Origin of the sequence: Paenibacillus nuruki, assembly GCF_963311185.1 — a bacterium.
Classification (GTDB): domain Bacteria; phylum Bacillota; class Bacilli; order Paenibacillales; family Paenibacillaceae; genus Saccharibacillus; species Saccharibacillus nuruki.
Genome location: NZ_OY725677.1, coordinates 2,557,720 through 2,576,083, shown reverse-complemented (window position 1 = coordinate 2,576,083; position 18,364 = coordinate 2,557,720). Strand labels below are relative to the sequence as shown.

Genomic DNA, 18,364 nt, shown 5'->3' with positions numbered 1-18,364 from the left:
AAATAAGGTATATAGAAGTAATAGATCATACAGAGTCTATAAAGGAGGCATTATCCGATGATCACTATCCCGGAACGAATCATACTGGCTAATCTACCGACCAAGATCGAAAAGTTAGAGCGTATCTCTGCGCAATTACAAGGACCTTCCATCTATATCAAGCGGGATGATCAGACAGGGACTGAATTGTCAGGTAACAAAATTCGCAAACTGGAATATTGTATTCGCGAAGCCATCGACCAGGGTTGTGATACGTTGATTACTTGTGGAGGGATTCAATCGAATCATTGTCGTGCAACAGCCGCCGCAGCCGCCAAGCTCGGGTTAAAAGCGATCGTTGTATTACGTGGTCATGATCCTGATACATACGAAGGCAATTTATTGTTGGATCATTTATTAGGTGCAGAAGTACGTTGGATCAGTAGTGAAGATTATCGAGATCATCGGATGGATATTATGCATACGATTGCTGATGAAGTATCGGCTAAAGGGCAACAAGCTTATGTGATTCCAGAAGGAGCTTCAAGCGGAATCGGTGCATTTGGATATTTCTCAGCGCTACAAGAAATTGTCCAACAAGAGCAAGAATTAGGTATCTCTTTCGATGCTGTTATTGTGGCAGTAGGCTCAGGGGGTACACATGGTGGATTATTGCTAGCTCAACAGTTACTTCCTACTTCACATCGTATTATAGGGATTAATGTGTGTGATGATGAAGATTATTTTATAAAAGCGATCACTACAGTTATTGAAGAAAGTGCTCATTACCTTGATCAATCGGTTACGATACCGACTGAAGCGATAGAAATCATAGATGGCTATGTAGGTAAAGGTTATGCTCAAAGTCAACCTCAAGAATTACAGTGTATTAAAGATCTGGCTTCGCTAGAAGGTGTAATTCTTGATCCTGTCTATACGGGGAAAGCTTTTTATGGGTTAGTTGAAGAAATTCGTAAAGGTACATTCCAAGACTTACAAAATATCTTATTTATTCATACTGGCGGATTATACGGATTATTTCCTCACAGTGCATCTTTTGAATTTTAAATAATAAACAAAGCCCATTATACATACATCATTTTATTCTTAATATGGTGTTGTGATTGGATTAAGTTTATTCACTATTTTCATTTGTCAAATATAGTACCACGTTAAGTTAATTATTTGACAACTTATACACCCAGTGGTAAAGTTAGGAAAGCAGATAGGAACGGAAAGATACACATATCAGCTAAGAATATACATCATGACTCATTTTAATTGCTTATCCAATACGTACAGAATCAAATACAAATTTATTCGATCTTAAGAAATAAAGGTATCTTTATTTCTTTTTTGTTATCTCATTTTGGAAAATAATATAATAAAAGGGAGAAAATAACTATGAACAAAGAGATCAAAAAACGGAATATTGTATTTTTAGGAACCAGTCTACCAAGAGAATGTGGATTGGCTACCTTTTCGCAAGATATGCTTGATGAAATTCAAAAAATAAGCGATTTTAATCCTCCACATATTATGGCTGTAAACAATGACAAAACATATGAGTACGGTAGTCAGGTCATGGGGCAAATTAATCAGTTTGAACGTGCTGATTATTTGAAAGCAGCGAATGAATTGAATCAATCCAACACAGACGTACTGGTGATTCAACATGAATTTGGTATTTACGGTGGCGAAAGTGGCGAGTATGTTGTAGAACTTGCAGAACATTTAACCATACCGTTTATTATTATTTTCCACACCGTTCTATCTGAACCTAGCGATAAGCAACGTCAGATTATGAAAAAGCTAGCAGATATGAGTTATAAAGTAGTGACAATGGTGCAGAATAAAGTACAAGATTTGATCGAAGTGTACGATATTGCTGCTGATAAAATAGAAATGTATCATCATGGTGTTCCGTTTGTTGACACAGGTAGTCGTACTGAATTGAAAGAACGTTATGGATATAGTGATCGTCAAGTATTATCTACATTTGGATTTTTGAGCCCGGGTAAAGGAATCGAATATGCGATTCAAGCGATGAGCGGTGTTGTCAAAACACATCCAGAAGCGCTTTATATTATATGGGGAAAAACACATCCAGTCGTGAAACAACAGGTCGGTGAAGTATATCGTCAAAAGCTAACTGATTTGGTCACTGAACTTGGACTTGAGAACAATGTCGCTTTTGTAGATAGACTGTTGACGCAAGAAGAAGTGGTTCAGTCGTTGGTCATGTCTGATATTTATTTGACTCCTTATTTGGGAAAAGATCAGGCTGTAAGTGGAACACTGGCTTATGGAATAGGATACGGACGTGTTATTATTTCAACGCCTTATCGTTATGCTATTGAAATGTTAGCAGATGGCAGAGGGATGCTAGCAGAGTTCAATGATTCAGCATCGTTAGAAACGCATATGTTGAATATATTAGATCACCCAGAGCTGAAGACAGAAATGGAAAACAAAACCTTGGCTCTTGGACAAACCATGATGTGGAGCGAAGTTGTGAAGTCCTATGCCAAACTATTTCGTGAAGTCATGTCTAGCAGTTACGGATTAAAAGGGAGTGCAGTATAAAATGGAAAACGTCATCGATTCAACGCCAACATCTACCTTATCTGCAGATTACTTACGACGCTTAACCGATGATACAGGGATTTTTCAACACACCAAATTTGGTATTCCTGACCGTTCGAAAGGCTACACTTCTGATGATAATGCAAGAGCGCTCATCGCAGCGGTATTACTTTATAAAACCAAACAAGATCAGGCTTCCCTTGATCTTGTGCATACGTATCTAGCCTTTATCTACCATGCTCAAAATGAAAATGGTAGCTTCCGTAACTTTATGGATTATAACCGTACATTTATAGAAAAAACAGGTTCTGAAGATTGTCAGGGCAGATGTCTGTGGGCATTAGGTGTCACTATTGCAGAGCCTTCGATTCCAGATAATTTGCAAAATACATGTAAATTTATGATCAACCGTGCACTTCCATTTTTGGAGAATATTCGTGCTCCAAGAGCGATTGGGTATGCTTTGATCGGATTAACAACTATGCTCGATACTCCAGGTGCGTTAACGTATACATTCCCATTTGCTACAGGTGAGAAATCAGGCGCTTCATTCTTACCACGCACACGAATCGAATCTTTGATTCAGAATATGGGGATTCGTCTGCACAATCTGTATCAAGGTCATGCTAGCGCAGATTGGCACTGGTTTGAAGACAAAGTGACTTATGGTAATGCAATGTTACCGTGGGCTTTGTTCAAAGCGTCTCAACATTCCAATACAGCTGCTTTTCAAAAAACAGCCCAGGAAAGCTTAGATTTCTTGGCGGAGTTAACATTTGTTTCTGAAGGTTATTTCAAGCCGATAGGTAGTCATGGTTGGTTACAGCGTGGTAAGCCTGCTGCACCTTATGATGAGCAACCGATCGAAGCTTCTGAGATGTTAATGGCTTGTTATGAAGCTTACAAAATACTTGGTGTACAAAAGTATCATGATCAAGCTTTGTTATGCTATCAATGGTTCCACGGCAGAAATTCACGTAATGAATCGTTGATTGATCGTCAAACAGGCGGTTGTTATGATGGTATTCATGCAGTAGGCTTAAATCTCAATCAAGGGTCAGAGAATATCGTCTCTTACTGCATGGCTCATGCGGTGATGGGCAATGAATAGATTTGCGACTATTCTTGCAGGTGGAGGAGGAACGAGGTTCTGGCCTCTTTCCCGGCAAGATCTCCCCAAGCAATTATTAAATATTAGTGGTAACGATATTATGCTAAATGATACGATTCAACGCTTTGATGGAGTCATACCTATGGAAAATACCATTATTGTGACCCATCGCTCTCAAGCGACTTTACTTGAAAGTATTATGCATACCAGTGTACAAGCTTCCAATATCCTCGTAGAACCTGTTTCCAAAAATACGGCTGCAAGTATTCTGCTAGCTGCTCTATATATCGAAAAAAATCATGGCGAATCTTTAATGATTGTGTTCCCTTCTGATCATCATATTACACAAGAAGAGAAATTCCGCACCAAGTTAGAAGAAGCGTGTCAAATTGCTATCGAAACAGACAAAATTGTAACGATAGGCATCAAGCCTACATTTGCAGCAACAGGCTATGGTTATATTTCGTGTAAAAGCGAACCGTTGATGAATACTCCTTGTCCTGTATACGAAGTTGCTGAATTTGTAGAAAAACCTACCTTTGTCAAAGCCAAATCTTATCTAGAAACAGGGCATTATTTATGGAATAGTGGTATGTTTATCTGGAAAACATCTACAATCATTGATAACTTCAAGCGTTTCCTACCTCGATTGTACAAAACAATGCTACCTTTGATTGCTTATCTAGGTACCGATCAAGAAGAAGAGATGATCAATCAGATTTATCCGTTATTGCAAAATATCTCGATTGATTATGGTATTTTAGAACGTTGTGATGAAGTGGTTGTGCTTGAAGGTGATTTTGGATGGAATGATATTGGAAGCTGGGATGCTTTAGGTGCGATTTTCCCACCGGATGCAGAAGGCAATATTGTGAAAGCCAATTATGTAGGCATTGATACACGTAACTCTATTATTTATGGAGAAAAGCGATTAATTACTACGATAGGTCTGGATCATTTGATTATTGCAGACACAGAAGATGCCTTATTAATCTGTGCCAAAGACCGTGCGCAGGATATCAAAGATATGGTGATCATGTTGAAAGAAAAAGGACTTCAGGAATATACCTGAGAAAGGTTGACTCTTACCTCATGATGAAATTAGATTGGGATATCAAAACGTGCCGGGAATTACTGTCAGAGTATACGCCTGCCGAGCAAAAAGGAACCAAGCTCCATTTTACAGGAGTAGATGGTCTGGATGTCTATAATATTACAGCTCCTTTCTGGAATGATGGAGAACTGTATATTGCGGGACGTGTAGAAGCAAGAGATTCCGAAGACTCTGAAGTGATCTTTTTTGTACGTAATGGAGAGGTATGGGAACCGAAAGAAGATCTCACGCCTTTTCAATTACAAGATCCGTTTATTACGAAGCTAGACGATGAATTGATCTTTGGTGGCGTGGAAATTTATCGGAACCAAGAACCGGACCATAAGATTATTGGCTGGCGTACTTTACTATATCGTGGCAAAACGATCCATGATTTTGAATATGCAGTGACAGGCCCCTGGAATATGAAAGATATTCGCTTAAATGAAATGGCTGATGGCAATATTGCTGTATTTTCTCGACCATTTGGTGTAGAAGGGGCAATCGCTTTGATAGGATTTGGTATTTTTGAATCTTTTCAAAATCTATCTGAATCTAATATTATTAGTGCGCCTGTATTTAAAGATCAATTCGATAAAAATGAATGGGGCGGAGCAAACGAAATTCATTTGCTAAATAATGGACTATTAGGCATACTCGGTCATATTGCTTATCGAGATGAACATAAGATACTACATTATCATGCGATGTCTTTTGTACTCAATCCATGGACACGGGAGAAATCTGAACTGAAAATTATTGCTGTTCGAAATGATTTTCCAGAAGGCCCTGCCAAGCGTCCAGATTTAGTCGATGTTATTTTTAGTGGTGGATTAACACGTGAAGCGAATGATCGTGCCATATTGTATGTAGGGGCAAGTGATGTCGAATCTTATTGTATTGATATCCCTGATCCGTTTGTAGAGTATGAGCAGATTATTTTGACCAAACATTAGTGTGAAGTAGAATGACTATAATTCGCTAATCAATATAGAATGTATATAAACAAGGCTATCTTACAATCAGATTATAGATTGTGAGATAGCCTTGTTTTGCTTTGAGCTATAGTTCAATCGGGTACGGTCGCTATAGCACGAATCCACCCTGCACTCGCTTTCTCAATGCCTGCAAAATGTCCTTCCTAGATCAGACTGGCATCGCCTGTTTCTTTGTACCGTTCAGCAATCGTCGGCAGAGGAGCATCCCAACTCCAAGCATGCCAATATCATAAAAAGCCCAGAATTGATTTGTATAGAAACGCTCATGATAAAAGATAGAGTATAAAATGAACTGCCTAATAGAGCACTTTACAAAAATCATGTGTTGACCGATGAAAATAATAGTGAATCTTATAAAAGAATCCAAATCCCTCCAAATATTTATCAAAATGTGAACGAAAACAATCATGATTTGAATTTTTATGGATTATTTTGAATGAAAGTGATTGTTTTTTGTTAGGTTTGTGATACGATAGTTGGAGTTGGAGGAATGATCATGCTGACAGAAGAACGCTACCATTTAATTCTACAGCGCTTACAGGAACGAAGCATTGTTAAATTGCAAGAATTAGTTGATATTTTAGGTGCTTCGGAATCAACCATTCGTCGTGATTTGATCGATCTTGAAAGTCGCCAACTGCTAAAGCGTATACATGGGGGAGCAGCCCTAGTTCATCAAAAAAGCCAGGAACCTGGTATGGATGAAAAAACATTCACAAACGTTCAACAAAAAGATATTATTGCCAAATTAGCAGCACAAGAGCTTTTGGATGGTGAATGTATCTATCTCGATGCAGGAACAACGACGCTTGCCATGATTCCTTATATTGAAGCAAAAGACATTACAGTGGTGACCAACGGATTATCTCATGTTGAAGCTCTTGTTCAGCAACAGATTCGAAGTTATTTGTTGGGAGGTATGATGAAAATGCATACCAAAGCCGTTATTGGAAGTATAGCGCTCCAGAATATGGACAACTTCCGCTTTGATAAATGTTTTCTCGGAGCAAACGGCATAGATGCAGAGATGGGATATACAACGCCAGATCCTGAAGAAGCCTTAATTAAAAGACGTGCACATGAATTATCCAGTCAGACGTATATACTAGCAGATTCGAGTAAGATCGGTGAAATCACGTTTGCCAAATTATTTAATCTAAATGAAGCTGTATTAATCACCGAAGCTATGCCAGAACAATGGCAACGTTCGATTGCCCAAAAAACTAAAATAATCGAGGGATAACCATGATATATACAATAACGCTTAATCCTTCCATAGATTATATCGTGGAAGTGGACGAACTGAAGCTAGGTGACTTGAACCGAATGATACGGGATTTGAAACTTCCCGGTGGAAAAGGAATCAACGTATCTCGTATTTTGAATCGTTTAGATGCGCCGAATACAGCCCTTGGTTTTGTCGGTGGATTTTCTGGTCAATATATAGAAGATAAACTTCATGCTGAACACATTTCGACTGATTTTGTCCATGTGGCAGATGATACACGAATTAATGTAAAGCTGAAACATGGAGAAGAAACAGAGATCAATGGGCAAGGGCCGAATATCAGTACAGAAGAAGCAGATGCGCTGGTTGCCAAATTGTCTCAATTGAGCAAAGAAGATGTTGTTGTTCTTTCCGGAAGTGTACCGCCTTCATTAGGAGCTCATTTCTACGATCGCTTAATTGAAGTATGTAAGCAGACAGGTGCAGAATTTGTGATCGATACAACAGGGCCAGCACTACTCAAAGCGCTTGCAGATCGTCCACTATTAGTGAAGCCTAATCATCATGAATTAGCAGAACTGTTCAGTGTTGTGATTGCGAGTCGTGAAGATATTATTACGTATGGTCGTAAATTGCTTGAACTTGGTGCGCAACATGTACTGATTTCGATGGCAGGCGATGGGGCTTTATTGATCACACCGGAGGAAGTGTATCATGCGAATGTGCCTAAAGGTACAGTGAAAAATTCTGTAGGTGCAGGCGATTCAATGATTGCTGGATTTACCGGTACATTGGTATCTACTCACGATCCAATAGAAGCTTTCCGTACAGGTGTTGCTTCAGGTAGTGCGACTGCCTTTTCAGATGATCTAGCAACACGTGAAAAAATTGAAGAGTTACGTCCACAAGTTACTATTGTTAAATTATAGAATCTGTTGATTGAATCCAACAAAGGAGTGTAACCCAATGAGAATTACAGATCTAATGATCAAAGAAACGATGATCATGGACTTACGAGCAACAACCAAAGAAGGCGCGATTGATGAATTGATCGCAAGCCTTGCAGCCAGTGGAAGAATCAATGACCAAGTGCTATTCAAAGAAATGATTTTGAAGCGTGAAGGCGAATCGAGTACAGGTATTGGTGGCGGTATTGCAATGCCTCATGCCAAAACAACAGCAGTGAACGAGCCTACTGTCGTGTTTGCAAAAAGTACAAGAGGTGTAGATTACGAGTCTCTTGATGGAGAACCTGCTCATTTGTTCTTTATGATTGCAGCACCAGAAGGAGCAGCTAATACTCATTTGCGTACACTGGCAGCACTCTCTAAGCTACTGATTGATAGCGATTTCATCGAAAAATTGATGAATACGACTAATCCTGATGAAGTATCGGCTTTATTTGATACTCAACAAGCAGAAAAAGAAGCTGCTGAAAAAGCAAAAGCGGAAGCTAAAGCAGCAAGAGAACAAGCCAAACAACAAGAAAATGCAACAGTACAACAAGCAGAAGCTACTCTTGAAGGCAAAGACAACAAACCATTTGTAGTTGCTGTTACTGCTTGTCCTACAGGAATTGCTCATACGTTTATGGCGGAAGATGCACTGATCAAAAAAGCGCAAGAAATGGGCGTAGAGATCAGAGTAGAAACAAACGGTTCTGAAGGTGCCCAAACCGTCCTAACCGATGATGAGATTCGCCGTGCAAGCGGAGTTATCGTAGCTGCGGACAAAAATGTAGAAATGGCTCGTTTTGATGGTAAGCCTGTTTTGCAAAGACCGGTTAGTGATGGTATCCGTAAATCCGAAGAATTGATTCGTAAAGCGATGAATGGAGATGCTCCTATTTATCATAGTGCAGGGGGCAAATCGTCTTCTGAAACTTCTTCTTCAAATGAAAAAACTAAAATTGGTAGCAAAATATATAAAGACTTAATGAATGGTATTTCTCACATGTTGCCATTCGTTGTCGGTGGTGGTATTTTACTTGCGATCTCGTTCTTAATCGAGCAGACAGCAGGCGAGAATAGCCAAATCTTTAAACTGTTACAAACGATTGGTGGCGGCGAAGGAGCATTCTTCTTCCTGATTCCAATTCTAGCTGGTTTTATCGCAATGAGTATCGGTGATCGTCCGGCATTAATGCCAGGTATGGTCGGAGGTCTGATGGCGGCGAACTCTAATGCTGGTTTCCTTGGCGGTCTAGCAGCTGGTTTCTTAGCAGGTTATGTAATTCTCGGTCTACGTAAGTTACTGGCTGGATTACCAAAAACGTTAGATGGTCTTAAACCGATTTTGTTATATCCTGTACTTGGTTTGCTGATTACCGGTACCATTTCGTATTATATCTTCGATCCAATCTTTGGTGGGATTAACACTTGGTTGGTTAACGTATTGAATAATTTAGGAACTGGAAATGCTGTTATTCTGGGTCTGATCTTAGGTGGAATGATGTCGATCGATATGGGTGGCCCATTTAACAAGGCTGCTTATGCGTTTGCAATCGGTGTATTCACATCGAGTGGTAATGTAAATGGTACAATGATGGCGGCTGTTATGGCGGGCGGTATGGTTCCTCCGTTAGCTATCGCTTTGGCGACTACATTCTTCAAAAACAAATTTACAGAGCAAGAGCGTAAGTCAGGTCTGACTAACTACGTGCTTGGATTGTCCTTTATAACCGAAGGTGCGATTCCTTTTGCAGCAGCTGATCCATTACGTATTTTAACATCTTGTATTATCGGTTCTGCGGTTGCAGGCGGATTAACACAATTTTGGGGTATTAATATCCCTGCACCTCATGGTGGTATTTTCGTAGCGGCATTAGCAAATCATGCTTTATTGTTCTTGTTAGCTGTTGCGATTGGTGCTGTTATTTCAGGATTAATTCTAGGTTTATGGAAAAAAGTACTTGTAGCTAAATAATAGTTTAACCCTTCAAAACCTTTATCAAAAGATTAAGCTGATTACATATAGCCTCTGTTCTTTTGATAAAGGTTTTTTTTGTTGTCAACATGATGCAGTATAATGTCGTATTTTGTATTATGTGATCATTTCACACTATAAATTAAAAAAAATGAGCGAAATCGTGCAAATATATGTAAATATTAGGCAAGTTACTGACGATATATAATCTATAACTCCTAGAAAATGAATTAGTTCAAAAGAATTATAAAAATCTATTTACAGTCTATGAAAACGCTGTTATAATCAAAATCAATCAATAGTAATCACAAACGATCACGAAAATTGTCGAAAAAAATCAGTAAACGATCATTCTCGATCATGAGAGTGTGATGAACACAATATTAGCTAACATATGTAGACAGGTGGGTTGTCCCATGCTTTTTGAAGAAGAACGAAAGCATAAAATGGTTCAGTATTTACAAGAGAATCACAGGGCATCTGTTCAAGAACTAGGGGAAGCTTTTGGTGTATCCGATTCAACGGTTCGTCGGGATCTCAAAGAGTTAGAAGATGCAAAGCGTTTGAAAAGAACACACGGGGGAGCAGTATCACTTCAAAGTGTGAATTTTGAACCAAACATGGTCGACAAAGAAGATTCTTTTCGAGAAGAGAAAGAGCGTATAGCGAAGCGAGCAGTAGAGATGATTCATTCAGGAGATACCATCTTGCTTGATTCAGGAACAACCACTCTTCCACTAGCTAGAGAGCTTAAGAATATGTCGGGGATTCGAGTCATTACGAACTCTGTCATAGTTCTCAGTGAGCTTCGAGATTGTCGGAATATTGAGTTATCTATTATTGGCGGATTGCTGAGGCCAGACACTTTAGCTTTTGTTGGCCCGATTGCAGAGCGTTCACTGGATATGGTGCGCGTAGACAAAGCTTTTATTGCAACGAATGGTCTTGATCTCAAAGAAGGTGTTACTACCCCTAATCTCACAGAAGCTGCTATTAAGCGCAAAATGATTGAAATTGCCAAGCAAGTCATTTTACTCGCAGATCATAGCAAAATCGGTAATATCGCTTATGCTAAATTTGCAGACGTATCCGAAATTGATCATTGCATTATGGATTCAGAAGTACCGCCTTATGTTATTCATCAGTTGAGAAAGCTTGGTATAGGAGTGACAATCGCATAACTACATTCTTCTATTCAAAGCTTTATCATAGAGCATATTTGTAAGCGTTTTATTCCAACATCATCAGCAGTGCAAAACAGCAATAATATACTAAAGAATTATTGTGAACGCTTCAGTTTAAGCTTGGTTCAGGTTAGACCATTACTCAATTATAAGGGGATATTACCATGAAAAAATTATTGGCTGTTACCGCTTGTCCAACCGGTATTGCTCACACGTATATGGCTGCTGAGTCATTGCAAAAAGCTGCGGATCAAAAAGGTGTACCGATTAAAGTCGAAACGCGTGGTGCAGTCGGAGTTGAAAATGGTCTAACCGCTCAAGAAATTGCTGAAGCACATGCTATTATTATCGCTGCTGATACCGATGTAGATGAAGATCGTTTTGCAGGCAAGCCAGTTATCCGTGTTGCGGTTGCACAGGGGATTAAAGTGCCAGGGGAATTGATTGATCGTGCACTTGCCAAAGAAGCTTCTAGTGGTCTTGGGGCTTCACCAACATCTACACCTGAAGAAAATGAAGGTCGCAAGCCTAATATGTTCTACAAACACTTGATGAATGGTGTATCCAATATGTTACCGCTTGTTATTGCGGGTGGTCTAATTATCGCATTCTCATTCTTATTCGCTTTCACTAAAGGTGGAGTCGATCAAGTCGAAGGTTCATTCGGAGCTGCTTTGTCCACAATTGGTGGCGCTTCAATGGGACTTATGGTTATCGTCTTATCTGGATTCATTTCGTTCTCTATCGCAGGTAAACCCGGACTTGCACCTGGTTTAGTTGGTGGTGTACTTGCTAAAGATATGGGCGCTGGATTTATCGGCGGTATTATCGCAGGTTTTGTAGCTGGTTATATTGCACATTACTTGATCAAAACGATCAAAATGCCTAAAAACTTTGAAGGTCTTAAACCGATTTTAATCGTTCCAGTCTTGTCTGTTCTTGCTATTGGTCTATTGATGGTCTACGTTATCGGTCAGCCGATTGAATGGTTGTTGACTGGTTTGACAGCTTGGTTAACGAATATGGGTGCAGGAAATGCAATTATGCTAGGTGCTATTCTTGGCGCAATGATGGCACTTGATATGGGTGGCCCTTTCAACAAAACAGCGTATACGTTTGCAGTAGGACTGCTAGGTGCTTCACTGTATACACCAATGGCTGCTGTTATGGCAGCAGGGATGACTCCACCACTAGGTATCTGGTTAGCAACCGTTATAGCTAAAAATCGCTTTACGAAAGAAGAACGTGAAGCAGGTAAAGTTGCTTCGGTTCTCGGATTATCGTTTATTACCGAAGGAGCGATTCCGTTTGGTGCAGCCGATCCGATTCGTGTTATTCCTTCCTTTATGGTAGGTTCAGCAGTTGCTGGTGCATTGTCCATGTACTTTGGTGGCGGACTACATGCTCCTCATGGTGGTGTATTCGTTCTCTTTATCCCGAATGCAATTGATCATTTACCACAATATGTATTATCTATTGTGATCGGTACAGTCGTTACAGCATTGATGGTCTTGTTGCTTAAACGCAAAGCACCTGCTAAGTTATAAGTAATTATAATTCATTACAAGCGATCGGAAAGACCCTCTTTCCGGTCGCTGTCCATATTTCTGCTTAGTGGGTTCACAAATAATAATTAGATGAAGATGATGAGAAGGAGTGACACTAGCCATGAATATCAGCGAACTATTAAGCACAGAAAGTATTTTTTTACCTTCTACAGCAACCACACGTGAAGAAGCGATTCAACAAATGGCAGCCGGTATGAAAGCTTCTGGCGCAGTGACCAACGAAGCAGCTTATGTAGATGCTGTGATGGCACGTGAACAACAAAGTTCAACAGGAATTGGTTTTGGTGTAGCGATTCCTCATGGTAAATCAGCAGGTGTAGCCAAAGCAGCTTTAGCCTTTTCACGATTTGCAGAGCCGATTGATTGGGAATCTTTAGATGATCAACCTGCTCAAATTGCATTTATGATTGGTGTACCTGAAGAGAATGCTGGAAATGAACATTTGCAGATTTTAGTGGCTCTTTCTCGCAAATTAATTCATGAAGAATTTCGTGCTGAATTGATCAATGCTCAAAGCAAACAAGAAGTGATTGATATTTTAACGCGTACGATTGGATAATACAGAATTAGATATAGTTATATGTAAATAAAAGCGTATTGCCTTTTGATCAGGTGATACGCTTTTTTTGTTGTCCTTTTTGATGATTCATGATCGATGAAGTGATAAGGATACATCACAGCTAGGCGTTTGAAAGTCATGGAGACGGTTAATGAACAGTATCTTACAAAAATAGATACGTATAGAACCAACTATAAAATAAAGGTGGAACATAATGAGCAAATGGATAGAGTTTACTCAAGCTTCGCGATTGCATTTTGTGCCCTTGATGATCATTTGTGTGATACAAGGAGCTTTGGCAGCATGGATCTGGAATGACCAGTTTAGTGTGATCATTTTTCTATTAACGTTGATTGGCTCCAGTGCCATACATATTTTTTCGATGATGATTAATGATCTATGGGATTATCGTAGTGGTGTCGATGTAGCTGCTTATCAATCGGATGAATCGATTTCAACCGATTCAGGGTATCTGACTACTGGGAAATGGAGTGAACAAACATTTGCCCGGGTGACATGGAGTATGCTGGCAATTACGATTATGTGTGCGGTAACATTATACTTTTTAAGCGGATGGGGCGTTTTATTACTGGGTGGCATAGGTGGATTATTGGCTTTATTTTATGTCGTTCCACCGGTCAAATACGGATATATTGGTAAAGGCAGTAGTGAACTTGCACATGTATTATGTTTTGGCGTTTTTCCAGTCATGGGTGCTTATTATGTGCAGACCGGTCATTTTGATATTCGATTATTCTTTTTGTCACTACCGATGGGATTACTAACGACACTGACCTTTTTTAATCATCATTTTTTACATTGGAAAACTGACAAACAAGTTGGTAAGCGTACACTGGTAGTTGTATGGGGAGAACGCAAATCTTTTCGTTTTTCGATTGTTTTGTTGTGTCTTGCACTGTTCAGCATTTTGATCTGTGTGCTTGTAGGCGGATTGCCTATCTACGGTATTCTTGCTTTACTGACAGCTATTCCATTGTGCCGTATGTACCAGCATATGAAAAACAAACGTAATTTACAGACGCATCAGCAATTACTATGGTTATCTTTACGAACTTCGCTTCAATGTGGAACGGTGATGATTCTGGTATTGTTGGTCGGTCGATGGATATGGATCATCTAATAATCATATAGCCATTGAAAAGGTTAAACCGCAAAAGAAGACATTCTAAACCAATGTCTTTTTTTGTTTAATACCGAAAATAGCTACTCAAACATAGACAATAATATAAAAATTTTCTAAAATGTATGTACAAGTAGGATATTATGACGCATAATTTAATTATTTATATGTACAAGTTCGTTACTATTGTAAGCGGTATCTTTATTATAAAGAAGGAGATGACAACATGAAGCAACCAACAACCTCTATCAATGAACAAATTACGCTTTGGAATCAACAATCTGCTTTGGATGCAGGAGGTCAACATTTCAAAACAATCGGTATTCATATCGAACTTGAATCAGGTGCAGTTCGCAAACTACCTGCATATGTGCAGACTGAAAGATATCAACAAGTGATGGTTGTCTATGATACGAATACGTATGAAGCAGTAGGACGACAGATTATAGATTTGCTACAAAGTATAGAGGTAGGTATTACAGAATTAGAACTGCGTGAAAATAAAGTGGGTGATGTGATTGCAGATGAAGCGACGATCGTACAATTGTTGCTAGCTGTAACCCCTGAGATAGATGCTATTATTGCAGTCGGTTCAGGAACGATTCATGATGTAGTACGGATTGTTAGTTATAAAATGGATAAACCGTTTCTTTCTGTACCTACCGCTGCGTCAGTCGACGGATTCACTTCTGCGGGAGCACCGTTAATCGTTAATGTAACCAAAGAAACGTTTCAAGCCAAAGCTCCACAAGCTATTTTTGCCGATATCAATGTCTTAATGAATGCGCCACAGACTTTAACTGCCGCAGGATTTGGGGATATGTTAGGCAAATGTACTTCACTTGCTGATTGGAAAGTATCTCGTGATCTCGGTAATGAACCTTATAACCAATTGGTCTATGACATCACAGAAGAAGCACTTAATCAATGTATTGAAAAAGTAGACTTGATTGCTTCAGGTAGTGCAGAAGGCATCTATACAGTAATGCATTCGTTACTTGCTTCAGGAATAGCGATGTTGATTGCTGATCATTCTCGCTCTGCTTCAGGTGGAGAACATCATATTTCTCATCGCTGGGAAATGGAACTGATCAAAGGTGGACACCGACAAATTTTACATGGAGCCAAAGTAGGTGTGGCTTCAGCACTTCTAGCTGATCATTATCGTCAATTAGCAGTTAATCATCCTGAAGTTAAAGCATTTGCTGCTTACAAACATATTCCGACCAGTGCACAAATGAAACAATGGTTATCTGCCGCAGGTGGACCGAGCGAATATGAGCAATTAGAAATGCCAGCTGAATGGTTAGAGCTTGCTTTACATTCGGCGCATACGCTACGTAACCGTTATACAGGACTGAAATATATGAATGAACATCAATTGATCTAATAGACTATGTTTATGGTAAAATAACATATGATATATCTTTATCAATCGTTCGGAGGAATTATGGCCGCAAAATACAGACAAGTTCGAGATGAAATATTATCATGGATACATTCATCCAAATTATTACCGGGTAGCCGACTGCCTTCAGAACATGAGATCGCTGATCAATTCAGTGTAAGCCGACAGACCGTTCGTCAAGCATTAGGAGAGCTGGTGCGAGAAGGCTGGTTAAACCGGATGCAAGGTAAAGGAACATTTGTTGCTGATCCTGCTGTCAAATCGGTCGATGATAACAAAACTGTCGGTGTCATCACAACCTATATCTCTGATTATATTTTCCCACAAATTGTGCAAGGCATCGAAACAAGACTTCGTAGCGAGGGCTACCGGCTGTTACTAGCAAGTACAGAGAACGATCCCACCAAAGAGCGGGAGTGTATGGAAATGATGCTCAATCAGTCTCCAGCGGCTTTGATTGTAGAGCCTACTCGTAGTGGAGAACGTAGTGCGAATCTGAATTATTTTCTGACGATTGAAAATCGGTCTATTCCTTATCTGATGATCAATGCGAGTTACGAAGAAATGGATTCGGCTTGTCTACGAATGGATGATGAGCGTGGAGGTTTTTTGGCAGCTCAACATTTAATTGAGTTAGGGCATCGGCGCATAGCCGGTTTTTTCAAAACAGATGATATGCAAGGTGTGCGCAGAATGAAAGGGTTCGTAGCTGCCCATCGCAAGTACAGTATTCCGCTACAGCCATCACTGATCTTCACGTATAATACAGATGATAAAAGTACTGCACCGATTGCACAAGCGAAGCAGTTGATTGAACAATCTGCTCAAGAACGTGCAACAGGCTGGGTTCTATATAATGATGAGTTAGCTGTGAATTTGCTTCAAGTGGTACGTGAAGCAGGATTGTCTGTACCGAATGACCTTTCGTTAGTGGGATTTGATGATTCTTTTTTAGCGACTGCAACAGAAGTGAAGTTAACTACACTTAGTCATCCTAAGCATGCATTAGGCACAGCAGCAGCAGAAATGATTTTGCAGATGTTAGATGGAGAACAACGTGGTCTGGGTGAGAAGATACATACCCCTGAACTGATTATTCGAGAATCGACATCATCTCCAGCATAATCATTTATATAGAGATCAACAAGGAAGAACGGTTATCTCTTTAAGCTATTTTGTAATAAGGAGTGTACTTATGAAGACATTAGAACAAGCATTATCTACATTTGTAGAAACTCATCGTACCTTTGAGCTTCAGGGTCACTTTACTCCGATACAACCGGACACATTACAGCAACAGTGGCCAGACAACATTCCAAGTTCTGCTGAATTGGATTATTATCTGAGTCGTTATCAACCGAATGATATCCTGATTGAAACAGGTTTTGCTCCGATCATTTTTTGGTCGATTGATCAATTGCAACAAGCATTGATCGGTTATCGCTGGGTAGGCATGTCTGAGCCATTTGAAGCAAGCGATACATGGCCATCTCATTGGGTAATTATTGCAGATGATCTGGGTAAAGGTAAGCCTATTCTGGTAGATACTCATCAAGAAGGCACACCTGTATATGCAGGCTATGACGCAGGGAACCCTTTTTTAATAGCATCAAATCTAGCTGATTTTTTTACCGCTATGACGGCATGGATTGAAGTGGTCTATGGATCATTTGATGTTTTTGAAATTACCGATGATGATAGTGTGGTTCTACCTGAATTTGATGCTCAGTTAAAGGCTGCGCTTGAGCCTATTTTGGGAGCGGAATTATTCGCGCATTTTTATGATTACTTTTATGGATGATATGTATATAAAAAAACTCCGCTTCTCACTAGATTCAGTGGGAAAGCGGAGTTTTTGTACTGCTTATTTGGTTGTACCTATACATTCAATGTGAAGATGCTAGATTACGCTTGAGATTTTTCGTCTTCGCCCAATACACAGTCAGCGAATAAGACAGATTTGGGAATACGGAAAAATTGCTCTGTTTTTTCTTGAAATGCAGGAGAAGGCAAAGTTGCTTGATGTAACCACTTGCGGAATGTACCTGGATGAACACCAATCCAATGACTGACATCGGTTACAGATAAATCATGAACCATACATAAACCTGTCAAAATGTGATTGCGTACCGGTGAACGAGTAATCGTTCTTTTCATAAAGCGAGAAGGTTCTTGCTGGCAAATCACAGGGCTATTATTAATCACCTGCTGGTTAAACAAAATGTGATGCGGATATCCTAATTCCCGGCATACTTTTTCAAGATTAGCTTTGCCAGGGAGGCGGCCTTCATAGACCCAAGCACTAACGCTTCGTGATGAAACCGATAACCGTTCTGCAAGTTCAGATAGTTTGATATCGTTGACCATGAGTACAGCAAGCAATACACGATTGCGAATTTGACAACGTGTCGGTCTGCGGAATCGCTTTACTCGAACTCCTTTGCCGAGATACTTACGGTTGATCAGAGACCACGCCTCTATAAAGTGTCGTTCTGGTTGATTAGGCATATTTCCTCCGATTGATCTATTTTTTCGTGATATTAGGTTTAGTGTCCTTTCAACATCCTACAACACACAGACGCTC

Annotated in this window: 16 protein-coding genes; 15 read left to right on the top strand and 1 reads right to left on the bottom strand. The window is 39.7% G+C overall.

Annotated features, from left to right (window positions below; genetic code table 11):
* Nucleotides 1-57 precede the first annotated feature (57 nt).
* The 15 genes from RCP16_RS11340 to RCP16_RS11270 all read left to right on the top strand — a co-directional run bounded on the left by RCP16_RS11340 (nt 58) and on the right by RCP16_RS11270 (nt 17,581).
* Nucleotides 58-1,047 carry a D-cysteine desulfhydrase family protein gene (locus RCP16_RS11340; RefSeq protein WP_069327017.1) on the top strand — a complete coding sequence of 330 codons (990 nt, stop codon included), beginning with the start codon at nt 58-60 and terminating at the stop codon, nt 1,045-1,047.
* 336 nt (nt 1,048-1,383) lie between these two features.
* A complete protein-coding gene (locus tag RCP16_RS11335) occupies nt 1,384-2,565 on the top strand; it encodes a glycosyltransferase family 4 protein (protein WP_083243410.1) in 1,182 nt (393 codons plus the stop codon).
* A 1-nt stretch (nt 2,566) separates the two neighbouring features.
* Nucleotides 2,567-3,676, top strand: coding sequence for a prenyltransferase/squalene oxidase repeat-containing protein (locus tag RCP16_RS11330; protein ID WP_308640281.1), 1,110 nt, complete (start codon nt 2,567-2,569; stop codon nt 3,674-3,676).
* Entirely contained in the window at nt 3,669-4,748 is a 1,080-nt protein-coding gene (locus RCP16_RS11325) for a mannose-1-phosphate guanylyltransferase (RefSeq protein ID WP_273593605.1), read from the top strand. The genes RCP16_RS11330 and RCP16_RS11325 overlap by 8 nt, the downstream gene beginning before the upstream one ends.
* A 20-nt stretch (nt 4,749-4,768) precedes the next feature.
* Entirely contained in the window at nt 4,769-5,725 is a 957-nt protein-coding gene (locus RCP16_RS11320) for a DUF1861 family protein (RefSeq protein WP_193555942.1), read from the top strand.
* 538 nt (nt 5,726-6,263) lie between these two features.
* Nucleotides 6,264-7,010 carry a DeoR/GlpR family DNA-binding transcription regulator gene (locus tag RCP16_RS11315; RefSeq protein WP_137222380.1) on the top strand — a complete coding sequence of 249 codons (747 nt, stop codon included), beginning with the start codon at nt 6,264-6,266 and terminating at the stop codon, nt 7,008-7,010.
* A gap of 2 nt (nt 7,011-7,012) precedes the next feature.
* A complete protein-coding gene (gene pfkB, locus RCP16_RS11310) occupies nt 7,013-7,924 on the top strand; it encodes a 1-phosphofructokinase (protein WP_308640280.1) in 912 nt (303 codons plus the stop codon).
* Between the two features lie 37 nt (nt 7,925-7,961).
* Nucleotides 7,962-9,920 (top strand): PTS fructose transporter subunit IIABC, encoded by a 1,959-nt coding sequence (locus tag RCP16_RS11305; RefSeq protein ID WP_137222384.1) that lies wholly within the window; start codon nt 7,962-7,964, stop codon nt 9,918-9,920.
* Between the two features lie 416 nt (nt 9,921-10,336).
* Complete coding sequence (locus RCP16_RS11300; protein ID WP_137222386.1) at nt 10,337-11,101, top strand: DeoR/GlpR family DNA-binding transcription regulator; 765 nt, start codon at nt 10,337-10,339, stop codon at nt 11,099-11,101.
* 167 nt (nt 11,102-11,268) lie between these two features.
* Complete coding sequence (locus RCP16_RS11295) at nt 11,269-12,651, top strand: PTS fructose transporter subunit IIC (RefSeq protein WP_137222388.1); 1,383 nt, start codon at nt 11,269-11,271, stop codon at nt 12,649-12,651.
* Nucleotides 12,652-12,772: 121 nt separating this feature from the next.
* On the top strand, nt 12,773-13,231 hold the full coding sequence (locus RCP16_RS11290; RefSeq protein WP_069327028.1) for a PTS sugar transporter subunit IIA: 459 nt from the start codon (nt 12,773-12,775) through the stop codon (nt 13,229-13,231).
* A gap of 214 nt (nt 13,232-13,445) precedes the next feature.
* The gene (locus RCP16_RS11285) at nt 13,446-14,372 is read left to right on the top strand and encodes a prenyltransferase (RefSeq protein ID WP_308640279.1); all 927 of its coding nucleotides are present in this window, start codon (nt 13,446-13,448) and stop codon (nt 14,370-14,372) included.
* A gap of 226 nt (nt 14,373-14,598) precedes the next feature.
* A complete protein-coding gene (locus tag RCP16_RS11280) occupies nt 14,599-15,762 on the top strand; it encodes a sn-glycerol-1-phosphate dehydrogenase (protein ID WP_308640278.1) in 1,164 nt (387 codons plus the stop codon).
* 60 nt (nt 15,763-15,822) lie between these two features.
* Nucleotides 15,823-16,905 carry a GntR family transcriptional regulator gene (locus RCP16_RS11275; RefSeq protein WP_308640277.1) on the top strand — a complete coding sequence of 361 codons (1,083 nt, stop codon included), beginning with the start codon at nt 15,823-15,825 and terminating at the stop codon, nt 16,903-16,905.
* Between the two features lie 70 nt (nt 16,906-16,975).
* Nucleotides 16,976-17,581: an SMI1/KNR4 family protein gene (locus RCP16_RS11270; protein WP_308640276.1), complete on the top strand. Its 606-nt coding sequence runs from the start codon at nt 16,976-16,978 to the stop codon at nt 17,579-17,581.
* A gap of 104 nt (nt 17,582-17,685) precedes the next feature.
* Here the strand turns inward: RCP16_RS11270 and RCP16_RS11265 are convergent, their stop codons facing one another.
* On the bottom strand, nt 17,686-18,288 hold the full coding sequence (locus tag RCP16_RS11265; protein WP_069327033.1) for a transcriptional regulator: 603 nt from the start codon (nt 18,286-18,288) through the stop codon (nt 17,686-17,688).
* Nucleotides 18,289-18,364 lie beyond the last annotated feature (76 nt).